This is a genomic window from Streptomyces curacoi (genome assembly GCF_001513975.1).
Taxonomy (GTDB): Bacteria; Actinomycetota; Actinomycetes; order Streptomycetales; family Streptomycetaceae; genus Streptomyces; species Streptomyces curacoi.
In genome coordinates, this window is sequence record NZ_KQ947994.1 from 81,524 (window position 1) to 99,668 (window position 18,145).

Below are 18,145 nucleotides of genomic sequence, written 5' to 3' on the forward strand. Positions count from 1 at the left end.
TCCAGAGGGGCCTTACAGCCCTGCGATGGGGTTCTTCAGGTTGCCCACGAGCTGGAGGGCGCCGGCCGGGTCCGCGAGGTCGACCATCTGCTTGTTGTTGCGCAGCTGGAGGCGGTTGAGGCAGGACAGCGCGAACTCGGGCGCGAACATGTCGTACTGCTCGAACTTCGCGGCGAGTTCCGGCACCGACTCCTGGTACTCGCGGGTGACGTCCGCGACCGTCCGCCAGAAGTCGTCCTCCTCCAGGATCCCCTCGGCGGCGAGGTTCGCGGCGAGGAAGCGGAAGAAGCAGTCGAAGACGTCCGTGAAGATGGACAGGAGCTTCTTGTCCTCAGGGACGTCCACGCGCAGCCGCTCGACCGTCGGCGGCAGTACCGCGTCCGGGTCCATGACGGCGATCTCCTCGGCGATGTCCTTGTAGATCGCGCGCTCGACGACGCCGTCCTTGAGGACCAGGATGACGTTCTCGCCGTGCGGCATGAACACCAGGTCGTAGGCGTAGAAGCTGTGCAGCAGCGGGGTGAAGTACGCGCGCAGGTAGCGGCGCAGCCACTCGGTCGGCGTCAGGCCCGACTGCTCGATCAGCGCGCCCGCGAAGGACGCGCCCTCGTGGTCGACGTGGACGAGGGAGGCCATGGTGGCCAGTGACTCGCCGTCCTGGAGGGAGGCGACCGGGCTCTCGCGCCACAGCGCGGCCAGCATCTTGCGGTACGGCGAGTAGCGGTCGGTGGCCTTCTCGTACTCCAGGTGCCGGTAGCCGACGGCGGCGCGCTCGCGGATGATCGACAGGCCGGTGGACTTCAGGACCGGGTCGCCCTCGATGAGCTGGGCCAGCCAGTCGTTGATGGCCGGGGTGGCCTCCATGTAGGCGGCCGACAGTCCGCGCATGAAGCCCATGTTGAGGACGGACAGGGCCGTCTTGACGTAGTGCTTCTCGGGGCTGGACCGGTTGAAGAAGGTCCGGATGGACTGCTGGGCCAGGTACTCGTCGTCGCCCTCGCCCAGGCAGACGAGGTGCTGCTGGGCGACCTCGGCGGCGAAGGTGACGGTGAGCTTGTTCCACCACTGCCAGGGGTGGACGGGGATGAGGAGGTAGTCGGCGGGGTCGAGGCCCTGCTCGCGCAGGACGCCGTAGAAGCGCTCGACGGTCTCCTCGCCCAGCTCCTGCCGTACGAAGGACTCGTACTCGATGCCGACACCGGCCGTGAACGCGGCGCGCGAGCGGTGGGCCGCGAGCCAGACCAGCCGGATGGGGCTCGCGGTCTCGGGGGCGTACGACAGGTACTCGTGGATGCCGAAGCCGAGCCGCCCGTTGTTGGCCACGAAGCAGGGGTGGCCCTCGGTCATGCCGGTCTCGATGGCCTGGAAGCCGGAGCGGGCGAGCTCGGCGACCGGGATCTGCGGCTTGGTGAGCTTGTAGCAGGTGCCGGAGAGGGTGGAGGAGATCTCCTCCAGGTAGACGGGGAGGATCTCCTCGCTCAGGCCCAGGGACTTCTGCAGCTCGATGAAGAAGTCCAGGGCGGCGAGCGGGAGTTCGGCGCCGTCGCGGTGGCGGGTGATCGAGTCGGCGTCGATCTGCCAGTGGTCGAGGGCGCGGAGCACGGCCGTGAAGGTGTACCGGGTCAGGCCGTCGTCGCTGCGGACGACGTAGGTGCCGTCGCCGGTGGCCTCCGGGGTGATGAGGCGCTCGTGGGCGAACTCGGCGAGCGCCTTGCGGATCAGGAGGCGGTTGGCCCGCGCCCAGCGGTGGGGGGACAGATGCGCTACGGCGTCGGACAGGGTCATACGGCTACTCCTCGGGCGGCCAAGAACTGTTCGCGCGTGCAGAAGCTGAGCAGCGCCCGCTTCTCCGGCTTGTCGATCTCACGTTCGGGCACGAAGCCGACGGCCTTGTTGAGCGCGTGCACGGCCTTGTTGCCGACGTCGGGCTCGACGACGACGCGGCGGGTGCGCGGGTCGGCGAACAGTTCGTCCATGACGGCGGTGATGACGGCCTTGGTGAAGCCGTGGATGGGCCGGTCGGTGGGGGCGACCAGGAAGTGCATGCCGACATCGCCGGGCTCGGGGTCGTACAGGCCGACCAGCTCGACGTAGCGGGGGTCGTACTTCTCCATCAGGAAGGCCGGTACGCCGTCGTGCAGACCGAGGTAGGCGTGGTGGTGCTCGTGGGCCGCGATGCGCATGTACTCGCGCTCGACGTCCTGGAGCCTGGCGTCCTGCATCATCCAGAAGGCCGCCTTGGGGTCGGTGACCCAGCCGTGCAGCAGCTCGGCGTCCTTCAGGGGATCGAGGGGGCGGAAGGTGAACGTCCCGATGCTTCCGATGCTCATACGGTGAACTCCTGGAAAGCGATGGTCTTCTCGACCGGGTAGTACTCGGTGCCGAGCAACTCGCGGATGATGTACGCGTTGCGGTACGGGCCCATGCCCAGGTCCGGGCTGGTGATGCTGTGCGTGTGCACGCCGGCGTTCTGCAGGAAGACACCGCGGCCGGTGACGTCGATGGCGTAGTTGCGGGCGACGTCGAAGTTGCCGTGGGAGTCGTAGACCAGGCGGTCCTTGACGGGGGCGAGGAACTCCGGCTCGGCGTACCTGTAGCCGGTGGCCAGGATCAGGCCCTGGGAGTTCAGCTCGAAGTCCTTGCCCTGCTCCTCCTGGCGGAAGCCGAGGGTGTACGTGCCGTTCTCGTACGCCGCGCTGGTGAGCGCCGAGTTGGTGAGCAGCCGGGTGGGGACCGGGCCGCCGAGGTTCTTCTGGTAGAGCAGGTCGAAGATCTCGTTGATGAGGTCGCCGTCGATGCCCTTGAACAGGCCCTTCTGCTCGGCGGTGAGGCGGTAGCGGGTGGCCTCCGGGAGCTCGCGGTAGTAGTCGATGTACTCCGGCGAGGTCATCTCCAGCGTGAGCTTGGTGTACTCCAGCGGGAAGAAGCGCGGGGAGCGGGTGACCCAGTTCAGCCGGTAGCCGTGGACGTCGATCTCGCTGAGCAGGTCGTAGTAGATCTCGGCCGCGGACTGGCCGGAGCCGACCAGGGTGATCGACTCCTTCTGCTGCAGCTCCGCCTTGTGCTGCAGATAGCGGGAGTTGTGGATGAAGTCGCCGCCCAGACCCTGGCAGGCCTCGGGGATGTGGGGCGGGGTGCCCGTGCCGAGGACGAGGTGGCGGGCGCGGTAGGTGTCACCGGCGGCCGTCGTCACGACGTACAGCTCGTCCTCGTAGCGGACTTCCGTCACGGTCGTGTTGAAGCGGACGCTGCTCAGCTTGTTCGCGGCCCAGCGGCAGTAGTCGTCGTACTCGACCCGCAGCGGGTAGAAGTTCTCACGGATGTAGAACGAGTACAGTCGGCCCTTCTCCTTCAGATAGTTGAGGAAGGAGTACGGCGAGGTCGGGTCGGCCAGCGTGACCAGGTCCGACATGAACGGGGTCTGCAGGTGGGCGCCGTCCAGGAACATCCCGGCGTGCCACTCGAAGTCGGGCTTCGACTCCAGGAAGACACCGTCGAGTTCGGCGATGGGTTCGGTCAGGCAGGCCAGGCCGAGGTTGAAGGGGCCGAGCCCGATCCCCACGAAGTCATGGGTCTTGGTCGGGTTTTCAGGACGCGCGGTCAAGGGACTCTCCCAGGTACTGCTCGGCGTGGCCGGCGATCAGGTCGAGGACGGCGGCGATGTCGGCCGCCTTCGTCTCGGGGTTGAGCAGGGTGAACTTCAGGTAGTGGCGGGCGCCCACCTTGGTGCCCGCGACCACGGCGTCGCCGGAGGCGAACAGGGCCTTGCGGGCGTACAGGTTGGCGCGGTCGATCTCGGCGGGGTCGGTGACAGCCGCCGGGATGTAGCGGAAGACCAGGGTGGAGAGGGCCGGCTCGACCACGACGTCGAAGCGCGGGTCGGCGGCCAGCAGCTTCCAGCCCTCCACGGCCAGGTCGCAGACCTCGTCGAAGAGCTGCCCGATGCCGTCGGCGCCCATGGTGCGCAGGGTCACCCACAGCTTGAGGGCGTCGAAGCGGCGGGTGGTCTGCAGGGACTTGTCGACCTGGTTGGGGATGCGCTCCTGCACCATGCGGCGCGGGTTGAGGTACTCCGCGTGATAGGTGGCGTGGCGCAGGGTCGAGGCGTCGCGGACCAGCACGGCGGAGGAGCTCACCGGCTGGAAGAAGGACTTGTGGTAGTCGACGGTGACCGAGTCGGCGCGCTCGATGCCGTCGATGCGGTGCCGGTACTTCAGGGAGGCGAGCAGGCCGCAGCCGTAGGCGGCGTCGACGTGCATCCAGGCGCCGAACTGCTCGCACAGCTCCGCGATCTCCGGCAGCGGGTCGATGGAGCCGAAGTCGGTGGTCCCGGCGGTGGCGACGACGGCCATCGGGACCAGGCCGTCCTTCTTACAGCGCTCCAGCTCATGGGCGAGGGCGACGGTCTGCATGCGCTTGTCGTGGTCGACGGGGATGGAGACCACGGAGTCCTGGCCCAGGCCGAGCAGTTTCGCGGACTTCTTCACGCTGAAGTGGCTGACCTCGGAGGCGAAGATGCGCAGTTTCGCGAGGGAGTCCGTCTTCGACTCCTCCCGGGCCAGCAGCAGCGCCTGGAGGTTGGACTGGGTGCCGCCGGAGGTGAACACGCCGTCGGCGGCCGGGCCGAGGCCTATTCGGGCCGTCGTCCAGTCGATGAGCTTGCGCTCGATGAGGGTGCCGCCGGCCGACTGGTCCCAGGTGTCGAGGGAGGAGTTGACCGCGGAGAGGATCGCCTCGCCGAGCACGGCCGGGATGACGACCGGGCAGTTGAGGTGGGCGAGATAGCGGGGGTGGTGGAAGTAGATCGCGTCCCGGAGGTACACGTCCTCCAACTCGTCGAGGACCGCCGCGGTGTCGCGCAGCGGCTTGTCGAGGTCGATCGCGTCGATGGCGGGAGCGAGGGCGTCGACGGTGACACCGGTGAACGGACGGTCGGTGGCGGCGAGTTTGGCGGCCACCCGCTCGATTCCTTCGGTCACGGAGCGGCGGTACTGCTCCGCGGTCGTGTCATTGAGCAGGTGCGAGCGCATGGGGAGGTCCTCCGGTGGGGACGGGCCGTGAAGTGCGGAGTGCGACTTAGGTTAGCCTAACCTAAGTATCTTGGAATCAGGGCGGCAACAAGGGTGACTACGATCACTTGTGTCGCAGCAGTCGCCCGATCGCCTTGGTTTCAGGGGCAGTTACTCCTGCTCGCGCAGCTGCTCCTCGGTCAGCCCCTGCCTCCAGTACCCCACGAAGGTGACCCGGCGGCGGTCGATGCCGCGCTCACCGACGAAGTGCCGGCGCAGCTCCTTGACGCAGCCGGACTCACCGGCGATCCAGACGTACGGGCGCTCGGCGGGCGGGAGTTGGGCGGCGCGGATGGCGTCGAGTCCGTTCTCCCGGACCAGCCAGGTGAGCTCGGCGTCCGCCTCGCTCGCCAGGTCCTGGATGTCCCCCGCGTCGTGCACCTCCAGCCAGACCCGGGCCCGGGTGCCGGCGGGCAGGGACTCGAGGACGGCGGAGACCGCGGGTACGGCGGTCTCGTCGCCCCAGATCACCACCAGATCGGTGTCCTGCGGCGGCCGGAACCGGATCGCACGGTTGTCGGCGATCGCGGGGCCGAGCAGCAGGACGCGGTCGCCGGGGGCGGCGTGGGAGGCCCAGCGGGAGGCGGGGCCGGCCGGGGTGGCGGCGCCGCCCGTCGCGCAGCGGCTGTCGGATGCGGCGATGCCGTGCAGGACGAAGTCGATGTCGATCTCGTCGGGGTTCCGGCGCAGGGCGCGCAGGGTGTACGAGCGCATCACGGCCCGCACGTCGTCCGGCAGTTCACGCCAGCCCTGCCACCAGCCGTCGCCGAGCTCGATCGGGACCTGCGGCTCGCTCTGGCCGGGGTGCGGCAGGAACAACGACAGGGACTGGTCGCGCCCGTCGGAGAAGAAGTACTGCAGGTCCTCGCCGGAGAAGGTGACCCGGACCATGGACGGGCCGAGCCGCCTCGTCCGTACGACGTGCAGGGAGAAGAAACGGAACGGGGCGGCGACGGCCGTAGTCATGGGGTAACTCCTGAATCGACGTCAGGGATGCCAACCTCGGGGACCTCGGGTGGCCCTTTCTCAGGCGACCTTCTTCGCCTTCTCGATGGCCTCGGCGAGGCTGGTGAGAAGCGGCGTGCACTTGTCGTAGGAAAGGATCGGCTCGGGCGAACGGGAGATGACCTGCCCGGCCTTGACCGCAGGCAGCTTCTTCCAGGTCGCCTCGGCGATGTCGGCCGGCTGGATCGTCGAGGAGCGGTCGTCCATCACGATGATGTCGGCCGGGTACTTGTCGACGTTCTCCCAGCTCAGCGACTCGTACCAGCCGCCGGTGGCCTTCTTGGCCCGCTCCGAGGGCTCGACGAAGTTCACGCCGAGGGCCTTGAAGTACTCAAGGTCGATGGAGAGGTTGGTGCCGGAGACGTAGAAGAGGTCCTGGCTGGCGGAACCGGCCATCACCTTGATCTCGGGACGGGCCTTCGCGGCCTTGCGCAGCCGCTCGGCGGCGGCCTCGAAGTCCTTCTTGGCCTGGACGACCTTGTCGGCCTTCATGTCCGCGCCGAGGGACTCGGCGAGCTCCCACATCCGCTCCAGCGGCTGGGTCAGCTGGCGGTCGTAGACGGAGATGGCGACGCTCGGGGCGAGCTTGGCGATCTTGTCCTTGGAGGCCTGCGGGACGTACCAGAGGGTGCCGGCGTTGTCGAAGGTCGTGGAGATGAGGACCTCGGGGGCGAACGCCGCGTACTTCTCGACGTTGAACTGGTCCCAGACGTTGCCGAAGACCGTCAGCTTGCTGACGTCCATGTCGCCGGCCTGGACGTCGGCCTTGCCGTCCTGGGTCTTGGTGGGGCCGAAGACGCCCTTGACCTCGATGCCGTAGTCGTACAGGGCGGCCGCGACACCCACGAAGGCGACGATCTTCGTGGGGACCTTGTCGAGCTTCACGGTGGTGCCGCGGTCGTCCTTGAACGTCCAGGGGCCGGACTTGGCAGCGGTCGTGGCCTCGCTCGAACCCCCGCTTTTCGCGTCTTCGTCCCCACAGGCTGCGAGCGCGGCACCGAGGCCGAGGGCGCCGCCCGCGGCGAGGATGCCGCGGCGGGTGAGGTGGCTGACTGGGGCGTTGGGCATGGCTACGCTGCTTTCGAACAGGGCGGATCGCCCGCCGGACAATTCGAAGGTAGGTTAGCCTAACCTGATCTGATGTCCAGGGGCGGGGCCCCTTGTGATCGAAGCTGTGCGTACCCTGTGGATCGTGTGCTCTTAGCCTGCGAGCCCCAACTCCCTTGCAATCAGCATCCGTTGCACCTCGCTCGTGCCCTCGCCGATCTCCAGGATCTTGGAGTCCCGCCACATCCGGGCCACCGGATACTCGTTCATGAAGCCGTAGCCGCCATGGATCTGGGTGGCGTCGCGGGCGTTGTCGACGGCGACCGTCGAGGAGTACAGCTTCGCCAGCGCCGCCTCCTTCTTGAACGGCTCCCCGGCCACCAGACGGGAGGCCGCGTCGCGCCAGGCGAGCCGGGCCGTGTGCGCCTTCATCTCCATGTCGGCGATCTTGAACTGGATGGCCTGGTTGGCGCCGATCGGGCGGCCGAAGGCGTGGCGTTCCTTGGCGTACTTCACGGACTCGTCCACACAGCCCTGCGCGAGCCCCGTCGCCAGCGCGGCGATGGCGATACGGCCCTCGTCCAGGATCCGCAGGAACTGGGCGTAGCCGCGGCCCTCCTCGCCGAGGAGGTTGGCCGCCGGGACGCGCACGTCGGCGAAGGACAGCTCGCGGGTGTCGGAGGCGTTCCAGCCGACCTTGGAGTACGGGGCGGCGACGGTGAAGCCCCGGGTGCCGGACGGGACGATGATCGCGGAGATCCGCGGCTTGCCGTCGGTCTTGCGGCCGGTGACCGCCGTGACGGTGACCAGGCCGGTGATGTCCGTGCCCGAGTTGGTGATGAAGCACTTGGTGCCGTTGATCACCCATTCGTCCGTCTCCGGGTCGAGCCGGGCGGTCGTACGGGTCGCGCCCGCGTCGCTGCCGCCGTCCGGTTCCGTGAGGCCGAACGCGCCGAGGATCTCGCCGGAGCACAGCCGCGGCAGCCACTGCTGCTTCTGCTCCTCGGTACCGAAGAGATGGATCGGCATCGCGCCGAGGGAGACGCCCGCCTCCAGGGTGATGGCGACCGAGGAGTCCACGCGGGCCAGCTCTTCGAGCGCCACGCCGAGGGCCAGGTAGTCGCCGCCCATGCCGCCGTACTCCTCCGGGAACGGCAGGCCGAACAGGCCCATGCGGCCCATCTCCCGCACGATCTCGTAGGGGAACTCGTGGTGCTCGTAGTACTCGCCGATCTTGGGGGCCACGACATCGTGGGCGAACTCCTCCACCGTGCGGCGGAGTTCCTCCAGTTCGGGGGAGAGACGGTGGTCCATGGCTGTTCAGCGCTCCTTGTGGGAGAGGGCTCGGACGGTGCGGGACGGGCTGGGTCGGCCCAGTTGTTCGGCCATCCAGGCGCTCGTGGCGACGAGACGGTCGAGGTCGACTCCGGTGTCGATGCCAAGGCCCCGCAGCATCCACACGAGGTCTTCGGTGGCCAGGTTCCCGGTGGCCGATTTCGCGTACGGGCAGCCGCCGAGGCCACCCGCGGAGGCGTCGACGGTGGTGACGCCGTGCTGGAGGGCGGCCAGGGTGTTGGCGAGGGCCTGGCCGTAGGTGTCGTGGAAGTGGACGCCCAGCGCTTCCACGTCGGCGCCCTCGTCGGTGAGGGCCGTCAGCAACTGCCGTACGTGGCCCGGCGTCGCCACCCCGATCGTGTCGCCCAGGCTCAGCTCGTCGCAGCCCATGTCCAGCAGCGCCTTGCAGACCTTCACCACCTGCGGGACCGGAACCGCGCCCTCCCACGGGTCGCCGAAGCACATCGACAGATAGCCGCGGACATGCACGCCGGCGGCCTTCGCCCGGGCCACCACCGGCTCGAACATCGCGAGCGCCTCGTCGACCGTGCGGTTGAGGTTGGCCTTGGCGAAGGACTCGGTGGCGCTGGCGAACACGGCCACGCGCCGGGCGCCGAGGGCGAGCGCCCGGTCCAGTCCGCGCTCGTTCGGCACGAGCACCGGCAGCGCCACCGGAAGGTCGCTGACCAGCGGGAACAGCTGCTCGGCGTCGGCCAGTTGGGGCACCCACTTGGGGTGGACGAAGCTGGTCGCCTCGATCGTCGTCAGGCCCGCGTCGGCGAGGCGGCGGACGAACTCCGCCTTGACCTGTGTCGGGACCGTGCCCTTCTCGTTCTGCAGGCCGTCGCGTGCGCCGACCTCGTGGATGCGCACCCGCGCGGGCAGGCCCGGTGCCGGCACGACCATGGGCAGTGTCATTCCGCCACCTCCTCGTGGGGTGCGATCACCGCGAGCACCTGGTCCATGGCGACCGTCGTGCCCGGTGCGACGTCGAGGCCGGTGACGGTGCCGGCGTGCGGGGCGGAGATGACGTGCTCCATCTTCATCGCCTCCACCACCAGCAGGCTCTGTCCCGCCGTCACTTCGTCCCCGACGGCGACCTTCACCACCGTCACCGTCCCCGGCATGGGCGCGGTGAGGGAGTCGGCGCCCGAGTGGGCCGCGCGGGTCAGGGACGCGGCCACCGGGTCGTGGTCGCGCACGTGCCAGGCGTCGCCGTCGCGGCCGAGCCAGTCGGCGGCGCGGTGGAAGGTGTGGCGTACGCCGTCGAGGGTCACGGACACGCGGTCGTCCGTGACGGTGGCGGAGCCGCGCGGGGCGTACTCCACCGGGTCCTGTACGCGCAGGTGGAAGCCGACGGGCTGCGCCGCCCCGCCGAGCCGCCAGCCGCTCGGCACCGAGAACGGGTCCGTCCAGCCGTCGCCCGTGGGCCGCAGCGCCTCCAGCCGTACGGCCGCCGCCGCCTCGTACACCTCGTCGGGTACGTCCGTGGCGACCAGGTCGGACGCCTCGCGCTCCACCAGGCCGGTGTCCAACTCGCCCGCCACGACCGCCGGATGCGCGAGCAGCCGCCGCAGGAACCCGGCGTTCGTCTGCACCCCCAGCGTGACCGTCTCCGCGAGGGCCGCCCGCAGCTTCCTGATCGCCGTCTCGCGATCCGGCCCGTACGCGATCACCTTGGACAGCATCGGGTCGTACAGGCTGCCGACCTCGGTGCCCTCGCTGAGCCCGGAGTCGGTGCGGATGCCGTCGCCCTGGGGCTCGCGCAGTTTGAGGACGGTGCCGCCGGACGGGAGGAAGCCGCGCGCCGGGTCCTCGGCACACACCCGCGCCTCGATCGCGTGGCCGGTGAGCGTGATGTCGGCCTGCCGGTACGGCAGTCGCTCGCCCGCCGCGACCCGCAGCTGCCACTCCACCAGATCCAGGCCCGTGATCAGCTCGGTGACCGGGTGCTCCACCTGGAGGCGGGTGTTCATCTCCATGAAGTAGTACGACGACGGGTCGCCGCCCGGCACGATGAACTCCACCGTGCCCGCGCCCCGGTAGCCGCAGGAGCGCGCCGCCTGCACGGCCGCCTCGCCCATCGCCGCCCGGGTCTCCTCGTCGAGCAGCACACTCGGCGCCTCTTCGATGATCTTCTGGTGCCGCCGCTGGAGGGAGCACTCGCGCTCGCCGAGGTGGACGACGCTGCCGTGGCCGTCCGCCAGCACCTGGATCTCGATGTGCCGGGGCCGGTCGATCCACCGCTCGACGAGGAGCGTGTCGTCACCGAAGGAGGCGCGGGCCTCACGGCGAGCGGCGGCGATCTCGTCCGCCAGCCGCTCCGCGTCCCGCACCAGCCGCATGCCCTTGCCGCCACCGCCGGCCGACGGCTTCAGCAGCACCGGCATGCCGATCTCGCGGGCGGCGTCGGCCAGTTCGGCGTCCGTCAGCCCGCTGCCGCTGGAGCCGGGCACCACCGGCACTCCGGCCGCCTTCACCGTCTCCTTGGCGCGGATCTTGTCGCCCATGAGGGAGATGGCGTCCGCCGGCGGCCCGATGAAGACGAGCCCGGCGCCGGTGCACGCCCGCGCGAACTCGGCGTTCTCGGCGAGGAAGCCGTAGCCGGGGTGGACAGCCTGCGCGCCGGTGCGGGCGGCGGCCGCCAGCAGCCGCTCCACGGACAGATAGCTCTCGGCCGCCGGAGCCGGACCGATCCGTACCGCCGTGTCGGCCTCGCGGACGTGCCGCGCGTCGGCGTCCGCGTCGGAGAAGACGGCCACCGAGCGGACGCCCATCGAGCGGAGCGTACGGATGACCCGTACGGCGATCTCGCCCCGGTTGGCCACGAGCACTGTGTCGAACATGGGTTCCGTCCCCCTCACATCCGGAAGACGCCGAACTGGGGCTCACCCAGCGGCGCGTTGGCACAGGCGGTCAGGGCGAGGCCCAGCACCTGACGGGTCTCCAGCGGGTCGATGACCCCGTCGTCCCAGAGCCGGGCGGTGGCGTAGTAGGCGTTGCCCTGGCGCTCGTACTGCTCCCGGATCGGCGCCTTGAAGGCCTCCTCGTCCTCCACCGGCCAGGACTCGCCACGCGCCTCCAGCTGGTCCCGCTTGACGGTCGCGAGGACGGACGCGGCCTGCTCGCCGCCCATGACGGAGATCTTGGCGTTTGGCCACATCCACAGGAAGCGGGGGGAGTAGGCGCGCCCGCACATGGAGTAGTTCCCGGCGCCGTACGAACCGCCGACCACGACCGTCAGCTTCGGCACACGCGTGCACGCCACCGCCGTCACCATCTTGGCGCCGTGCTTGGCGATGCCGCCGGCCTCGTAGTCCTTGCCGACCATGAAGCCGGAGATGTTCTGGAGGAACACCAGCGGGATCCCGCGCTGGTCGCACAGCTCGATGAAATGGGCGCCCTTCTGGGCGGACTCGGAGAACAGGATGCCGTTGTTGGCGACGATGCCGACCGGGTGGCCGTGGATGCGGGCGAAGCCGGTGACGAGGGTCTGCCCGAACTCGGCCTTGAACTCCGCGAACCGGGAGCCGTCGACCACGCGCGCGATGATCTCGCGCACGTCGTAGGGGGTGCGGGAGTCGACGGGGACGGCGCCGTAGAGGCCGTAGGGGTCGACCTTGGGCTCGACGGCGGGCCGGACCTCCCACGGCAGGGGCCCGCGCGCGGGGAGCGTGGCGACGATGTTCCGCACGGTCCGCAGCGCGTGCGCGTCGTCCTCGGCGAGATGGTCGGTGACACCCGACACGCGCGCGTGGACGTCACCACCGCCGAGTTCCTCGGCCGTGACGACCTCACCGGTGGCGGCCTTCACGAGCGGGGGACCGCCGAGGAAGATCGTGCCCTGGTTGCGGACGATGACGGCCTCGTCGCTCATGGCCGGGACATACGCGCCGCCGGCGGTGCACGAGCCGAGCACGGCCGCGATCTGCGGGATCCCGGCGCCCGACATCCGGGCCTGGTTGTAGAAGATCCGCCCGAAGTGCTCGCGGTCCGGGAACACCTCGTCCTGCATCGGCAGGAAGGCCCCACCGGAGTCGACGAGATACAGGCACGGCAGCCGGTTCTCCAGGGCCACCTCCTGCGCGCGCAGGTGCTTCTTCACGGTCATCGGGTAGTACGTGCCGCCCTTGACCGTGGCGTCGTTGGCGACGATCACGCACTCGTGCCCGCTGACCCGCCCGATCCCGGCGATGACACCGGCGGCCGGGGCCTGGCCGTCGTACATCCCGTCGGCGGCGAGGGGAGCGAGCTCCAGGAAGGGGGAGCCGGGGTCCAGGAGGGTGTCGACCCGGTCCCGGGGCAGCAGCTTGCCGCGCGCGGTGTGCCGGGCGCGCGCCTTCTCGCCGCCTCCCAGCCGGGCGGCGGCGAGCTTGCCGCGCAGCTCCTCCACCAGCGCCCGATGGGCTTCCTCGTTGGCCCGCCAGGCCTCCGACGCGGGATCGGCCGCGCTCTGAAGCTCCGGTGCCTCGTGCATCCTGCGGTCCCCTCACCTTGTTAATGAGCGTTAACGCATTTCCTTCAGGTTAACGACCGCTAACCTCCCTGTCTAGAATTGCTTCCATGGCCACCAGAACCGACGCCCCCACCCGCCGCGAACAGATCCTCAAGGAGGCCGCGCGGCTCTTCGCCGAGCGTGGTTTCCACGGCGTCGGTGTCGACGAGATAGGCGCCGCCGTGGGCATCAGCGGCCCCGGTCTCTACCGGCACTTCGCCGGAAAGGACGCCATGCTCGCCGAGCTGCTGGTCGGCATCAGCGGCCAGTTGCTGAAGGGTGCGAAGCGGCGCCTCGCGGAGGCCGACGGCGTGCCGCCCGAGGCGGTCCTCGACTCCCTCATCGAGGGCCACATCGACTTCGCCCTCGACGACCGTCCCCTGATCACCCTGCACGACCGCGAGCTGGACCGCCTCCGGGACAGCGACCGCAAGCTCGTACGGCAGTTGCAGCGGCAGTACGTCGAGCTGTGGGTGGAGGTGGTCCGGAAGGTGTACCCGGAGCTGACCGAGCCGACGGCCCGCTCGGCGGTGCACTCCGTCTTCGGGCTGCTGAACTCGACGCCGCATCTGGGGCGGCCGGGGGCGCTGCCGGGGCGGGGGGGCATGGCGGAGCTGCTGCACCGGATGGCTCGGGGGGCGTTCGGGGCGGCGGGGGGCTGAGCTGCGTCGACGCGCCCGTCTGCGGGCCTTGGGCTCGGTAGTCTGCGTCCGTGGGCATGGACTACGTGAAGATGCGCGCGATCGCCGAGCAGCTCGATGCCTACGCCGAGCAGCTCGAAGGATCGTGGAGCGTCGAGATCGGGCCGTCCGGTCCGGTACTGGCCATGACTCGCCCGCCGAAGCGCCACGCGGGGACGGTTCGCCGTATCTGCAGTCAGCTGGGCGATCAGCTTCTCGGCATGCACCCCGGCTATATCTGTGCCGGCGGCCCTGAGATCGAGCAGCCGGCGATCGGCCGTATGCGCCTCCCCGACGCGATCGTCATCCCGGAGGCGGCCCTCGACGAGGAAGGCTTCGCCGTCGACGCGACGCAGGTGCTGGCGGTCGTCGAGATCGTCTCGCCGTCCAACCCTCACAACGACTACATCGAGAAGCTCGCCGACTACCCGGCCATGGGCATCCCCCACTACATGATCGTCGACCCGCGCACCGGCACGATCGAAGTGCATTCCGACCCCTGCAAGGGGTGCTACACCCGCAAGGACGCCTACATCTACGGCGACGCGGTGCCGTTCGGCCCCTGGACGGTCGCGACATCCGAGTTCCGCCGTTACGGCAGAGCCGGGGAGTGACGAGCGTTACGGCTCTTCCACTCTGGACGTCATTCACTACTCGCCGGTACCTTGATCTGAGCAAGCGCTTAGACATGTACCGGTGGAGGTGGACGGCGTGCGCCGTACGGTGTTCAACGAGGATCACGAGGCGTTCCGGGAGACCATCCGCGCCTTCATCGAGGCCGAGGTCGTCCCGGTCTACGACGAGTGGTTCGCGGCCGGCCAGGCGCCGCGCGACTTCTACTACAAGCTCGCCGAGCTCGGCGTCTTCGGTATCCGCGTGGACGAGGAGTACGGCGGCGCCGGCATCGACTCGTACAAGTTCGAAGCCGTCATGTACGAGGAGACCGCCCGCGCGGGCGTCCAGTTCGGCGGCTCCGGCGTGCATGTGCTGCTCGGTCTGCCGTACATCAAGATGCTGGCCACCGACGAGCAGAAGAAGCGGTACCTGCCGAAGTTCGTCTCCGGTGAGGAGATGTGGGCCCTGGCGATGACCGAGCCGGGCACCGGCTCCGACCTCGCAGGCATGAAGACCACCGCCAAGCTCTCCGAGGACGGCACCCACTACGTCCTCAACGGCGCCAAGACCTTCATCACCGGCGGCGTCCACGCCGACCGCGTGATCGTCTGCGCCCGCACCGCCGCCCCGACGGCCGAGGATCGCCGCCACGGCATCTCCCTGTTCGCCGTGGACACCAAGTCCGAGGGCTACTCCGTCGGCCGCAAGCTGGACAAGCTGGGTCTGCGCACCTCCGACACCGCCGAGCTGGCGTTCGTCGACGTGAAGGTCCCGGTCGAGGACCTGCTCGGCGAGGAGAACAAGGGCTTCTACTACCTGGGTCACAACCTGGCCTCCGAGCGCTGGGGCATCGCCTTCGGTGCCTACGCCCAGGCCAAGGCCGCCGTACGGTTCGCCAAGCAGTACGTCCAGGAGCGCACCGTCTTCGGCAAGCCGGTCGCCGCCTTCCAGAACACCAAGTTCGAGCTGGCCGCCTGCCAAGCCGAGGTGGACGCGGCCGAGGCCGTCGCCGACCGCGCGCTTGAGGCCCTGGACGCGGGCGAGCTGACCCCGGCCGAGGCCGCCTCCGCGAAGCTGTTCTGCACCGAGGTCGCGCACCGCGTGATCGACCGCTGCCTCCAGCTGCACGGCGGCTACGGCTTCATGAACGAGTACCCGATCGCCCGCCTGTACGCGGACAACCGCGTCAACCGCATCTACGGCGGCACCAGCGAGATCATGAAGTCGATCATCGCCAAGGACATGGGCCTGTAAGGCCCTGCAACCACTCGCCTAGAAAAGGTGCCATGAACCAGGCACTTGAGGATCTCCTCGATCTGCTCGACCTGGAGCAGATCGAGGAGAACATCTTCCGCGGCCAGTCCCGCTCCGCCGTCGTCCCGCGGGTCTTCGGCGGGCAGGTCGCGGCCCAGGCGCTGGTCGCCGCGGGGCGCACGGTCCCCGCGGACCGTCCCGCCCACTCCCTGCACGCGTACTTCCTGCGCATGGGGGACCCCGGCGCGCCCATCGTCTACAACGTCGACCGCATGCGCGACGGCCGCTCCTTCACCACCCGGCGCGTCGTCGCGGTCCAGCACGGCAAGCCGATCTTCGCGCTGTCCGCCTCCTTCCAGGTGCACGAGGAGGGCATGGACCACCAGACGCCCATGCCGCCCGCCCCGGATCCGGCGACGCTCCCCACCTCCGAGGAGCGGCTGCGCGCCTACGACCACCTCGATCCGGCGGTGGTGGAGAGGTTCCTGGAGGCCCGCCAGGCGGTCGACCTGCGGTACGTCGACGAGCCGCCGTACGGCAGGTTCGGCGAGCCCCGCGCACCGCACTCCCAGGTCTGGTTCCGCACCAACGGCAAGCTGGCCGACGACCCCCTCCTGCACGTCGTACTCGCCACCTACGTCTCGGACATGACGCTCCTGGACTCGGTGCTGCTCGCGCACGGGCGCGGCGGCTGGGCCGTGGGTGATGTGGTCGGCGCCTCGCTGGACCACGCGATGTGGTTCCACCGCCCGTTCCGTGCGGACGAGTGGCTGCTGTACGACCAGGAGTCGCCGTCGGCGTACGGGGGGCGGGGGCTCGGCCAGGCGCGGATCTACACCCAGGACGGGCGGCTGGCGGTGTCGGTGATCCAGGAGGGCGTGGTCCGGGTTCCGCGGTGACCGCTCACCGCGCGGCCGTTCAGGCCCCGGCTCACCTCACCCCCGCTCCCGTGCGCCTCCGCCGGCCGCGCCCCGCCCGCAGCAGCCGTACGCCCACGAACGCCAGGCCCGCCACGGCCACGAGCACCAGAATCACCTTGGAGTAGAGCCCGACCACGTCGGTGACCTCGTGCCAGCGGGCGCCGAGGGCGTAACCGCCGGAGATGAAGGCGGTGTTCCAGATCAGGCTGCCCGCCGCGGTGAGCGTGAGGAACACGGGGAGCGGCATGCGTTCCACGCCGGCGGGTATCGAGATCAGGCTGCGGAAGATGGGCACGAAGCGGCCGAAGAACACGGCCTTGGTGCCGTGCCGGACGAACCACGCCTCGGTCCGTTCCACGTCCGCGACCTTCACCAGCGGCAGCCGCGCCGCCACCGCCATCAGCCGTTCCCGGCCGAAGAGCGCGCCGAGCAGGTAGAGGGCGAGTGCGCCCGCCACCGAACCCGCCGTCGTCCAGGCCACGGCGGCGACGACGTCCATGCGGCCCTGGCTCGCCGTGAACCCCGCAAGCGGCAGGATCACCTCGCTCGGCAGCGGCGGGAACAGGTTCTCCAGAGCGATGGCCAGCCCGGCACCCGGCCCGCCCAGCTTCTCCATCAGGTCGGCGGCCCAGCCGGCGACTCCGCCGACAGGTGCCTCGGACGCAGCAGCAAAGATCATGCGGGCTACTTTACGAAGTCTTGACCTAAAGGCGGTATGAGGAAGGCCGCACAGCCGGCTGCGGAGACCCGCACGGGAAGTGTGCGGTTTTCCGCAGGGCGCCGCCCCGGGGCCCTTGGCTAGCCTGACCCGTCGTGACCGAATTCACCGAGCGCTGGCTCCGCCTCGCCGCCGGACTGCTGCTGGGCGGCCTGACGGCGCTGGCCGAACTGGTCTGCGTCGCCGTCGGCGGGGCGCGGAGGATGTGGAGGCCGGCGAACCGGCGCCCGCCTGCCGTCCCCGCGGGCGCGCTGCGCCTGGCCGCGCTGGAGCGGCGCCGCCTCGCGGTGTGCCACGCCGTCGAGCTGGACCCGCCGCGCAGCGGGCAGGCCGCGTTCGGGTATCTGGCGGCGCGCTGGCCACTCGGCCTGTTCGGGCTGCTGGTGCTGCTGACCTCGCTGATCGCCCTCCTCTACTCCTCCACGCTGGTGTGGGCATGGTTCGTGCCGGACCTCACCCATCCGGGCACCGTCGCGCTGTCCGGGCTGGGCGGGCTGTTCCTGCTGTTCCTGTGCGCGCAGGGCGGGCGGGGGCTGGCACAGCTGGACGAACAGCTGGCCCGGCGCCACCTGGGCCCCAGCGAGACGGAGCTGCTGCGGCGCCGGGTCGGCGAACTGGCCGAGACCCGGGCCGGGGTGAGGACCGGGTCATGCAGGTGGCGGAGTTCCTCGATGCCCTGGAGCGGGTGGGCGCCGGCGGCACCGCCTTCGACCCCGAGGTGGTACGGCGGCTCCTCGCCCGCAGCGCCCGCACCGACCCGCTGCACCGGCTGACCCCGCGCGAGCGGGACGTGCTGGGGCTGATGGCGCAGGGCTACATCAACGCGGCCATCGCCAAGCAGCTCTACGTCTCACAGAGCGCGGTGGAGAAACACACCAACGCGATCTTCGACAAGCTCGGCCTGACCGGCACCACCGGCTACAGCCGCCGCGTCCTGGCGGTACTGCGCCACCTGGGCGCCGCCGGCACCCAGGGCCTGTCCGAACAGCACACCTAGCGCCCGTCCG

General features: G+C 69.9%; 15 protein-coding genes and 1 pseudogene. 5 read left to right on the plus strand and 11 right to left on the minus strand.

From position 1 onward, the window contains the following. Positions 1 to 12 precede the first annotated feature (12 nt). The 10 genes from AQI70_RS31810 to AQI70_RS31855 form a co-directional block, all read right to left on the minus strand. Complete coding sequence (locus AQI70_RS31810; protein ID WP_062155921.1) at positions 13 to 1,785, minus strand: IucA/IucC family protein; 1,773 nt, start codon at positions 1,783 to 1,785, stop codon at positions 13 to 15. Then, positions 1,782 to 2,330: a GNAT family N-acetyltransferase gene (locus AQI70_RS31815; RefSeq protein WP_062155922.1), complete on the minus strand. Its 549-nt coding sequence runs from the start codon at positions 2,328 to 2,330 to the stop codon at positions 1,782 to 1,784. The genes AQI70_RS31810 and AQI70_RS31815 overlap by 4 nt, the downstream gene beginning before the upstream one ends. Further along, positions 2,327 to 3,604, minus strand: coding sequence for a lysine N(6)-hydroxylase/L-ornithine N(5)-oxygenase family protein (locus tag AQI70_RS31820; RefSeq protein ID WP_062155923.1), 1,278 nt, complete (start codon positions 3,602 to 3,604; stop codon positions 2,327 to 2,329). The genes AQI70_RS31815 and AQI70_RS31820 overlap by 4 nt, the downstream gene beginning before the upstream one ends. Then, positions 3,588 to 5,030, minus strand: coding sequence for a lysine decarboxylase DesA (gene desA, locus AQI70_RS31825; RefSeq protein WP_062155924.1), 1,443 nt, complete (start codon positions 5,028 to 5,030; stop codon positions 3,588 to 3,590). The genes AQI70_RS31820 and desA overlap by 17 nt, the downstream gene beginning before the upstream one ends. Before the next feature lie 150 nt (positions 5,031 to 5,180). Beyond that, positions 5,181 to 6,035: a siderophore-interacting protein gene (locus AQI70_RS31830; protein ID WP_062155925.1), complete on the minus strand. Its 855-nt coding sequence runs from the start codon at positions 6,033 to 6,035 to the stop codon at positions 5,181 to 5,183. A gap of 60 nt (positions 6,036 to 6,095) precedes the next feature. Beyond that, the gene (locus tag AQI70_RS31835; protein WP_062155926.1) at positions 6,096 to 7,142 is read right to left on the minus strand and encodes an ABC transporter substrate-binding protein; all 1,047 of its coding nucleotides are present in this window, start codon (positions 7,140 to 7,142) and stop codon (positions 6,096 to 6,098) included. A gap of 132 nt (positions 7,143 to 7,274) precedes the next feature. After that, the gene (locus tag AQI70_RS31840) at positions 7,275 to 8,435 is read right to left on the minus strand and encodes an acyl-CoA dehydrogenase family protein (protein WP_062155927.1); all 1,161 of its coding nucleotides are present in this window, start codon (positions 8,433 to 8,435) and stop codon (positions 7,275 to 7,277) included. A gap of 6 nt (positions 8,436 to 8,441) precedes the next feature. Then, positions 8,442 to 9,374, minus strand: a complete 933-nt coding sequence (locus AQI70_RS31845; protein WP_062155928.1) for a hydroxymethylglutaryl-CoA lyase — start codon at positions 9,372 to 9,374, stop codon at positions 8,442 to 8,444. Further along, positions 9,371 to 11,302 (minus strand): acetyl/propionyl/methylcrotonyl-CoA carboxylase subunit alpha, encoded by a 1,932-nt coding sequence (locus AQI70_RS31850; RefSeq protein WP_062155929.1) that lies wholly within the window; start codon positions 11,300 to 11,302, stop codon positions 9,371 to 9,373. Before AQI70_RS31850 ends, AQI70_RS31845 begins: the two co-directional genes overlap by 4 nt. 14 nt (positions 11,303 to 11,316) lie before the next feature. Then, positions 11,317 to 12,933 carry a carboxyl transferase domain-containing protein gene (locus tag AQI70_RS31855; RefSeq protein ID WP_062155930.1) on the minus strand — a complete coding sequence of 539 codons (1,617 nt, stop codon included), beginning with the start codon at positions 12,931 to 12,933 and terminating at the stop codon, positions 11,317 to 11,319. Positions 12,934 to 13,019: 86 nt separating this feature from the next. Here AQI70_RS31855 and AQI70_RS31860 point away from each other — a divergent pair, with 86 nt between their 5' ends. The 4 genes from AQI70_RS31860 to AQI70_RS31875 all read left to right on the plus strand — a co-directional run bounded on the left by AQI70_RS31860 (position 13,020) and on the right by AQI70_RS31875 (position 16,399). Next, positions 13,020 to 13,613 carry an SACE_7040 family transcriptional regulator gene (locus AQI70_RS31860; protein ID WP_062155931.1) on the plus strand — a complete coding sequence of 198 codons (594 nt, stop codon included), beginning with the start codon at positions 13,020 to 13,022 and terminating at the stop codon, positions 13,611 to 13,613. Between the two features lie 56 nt (positions 13,614 to 13,669). Continuing rightward, a complete protein-coding gene (locus AQI70_RS31865) occupies positions 13,670 to 14,245 on the plus strand; it encodes a Uma2 family endonuclease (RefSeq protein ID WP_079051556.1) in 576 nt (191 codons plus the stop codon). Positions 14,246 to 14,342: 97 nt separating this feature from the next. Next, positions 14,343 to 15,500: an acyl-CoA dehydrogenase family protein gene (locus AQI70_RS31870; protein WP_062156045.1), complete on the plus strand. Its 1,158-nt coding sequence runs from the start codon at positions 14,343 to 14,345 to the stop codon at positions 15,498 to 15,500. Between the two features lie 32 nt (positions 15,501 to 15,532). Then, entirely contained in the window at positions 15,533 to 16,399 is an 867-nt protein-coding gene (locus AQI70_RS31875; protein WP_062155933.1) for an acyl-CoA thioesterase, read from the plus strand. 31 nt (positions 16,400 to 16,430) lie between these two features. On the opposite strand, the gene AQI70_RS31880 is transcribed toward AQI70_RS31875, so the two are convergent. Beyond that, a complete protein-coding gene (locus tag AQI70_RS31880) occupies positions 16,431 to 17,036 on the minus strand; it encodes a DedA family protein (protein WP_062155934.1) in 606 nt (201 codons plus the stop codon). Positions 17,037 to 17,775: 739 nt separating this feature from the next. On the opposite strand from AQI70_RS31880, the pseudogene AQI70_RS31890 reads away from it, so the two are divergent. Continuing rightward, positions 17,776 to 18,135: pseudogene (locus AQI70_RS31890) on the plus strand (response regulator transcription factor); the annotation flags it as partial. Positions 18,136 to 18,145: the final 10 nt, after the last annotated feature.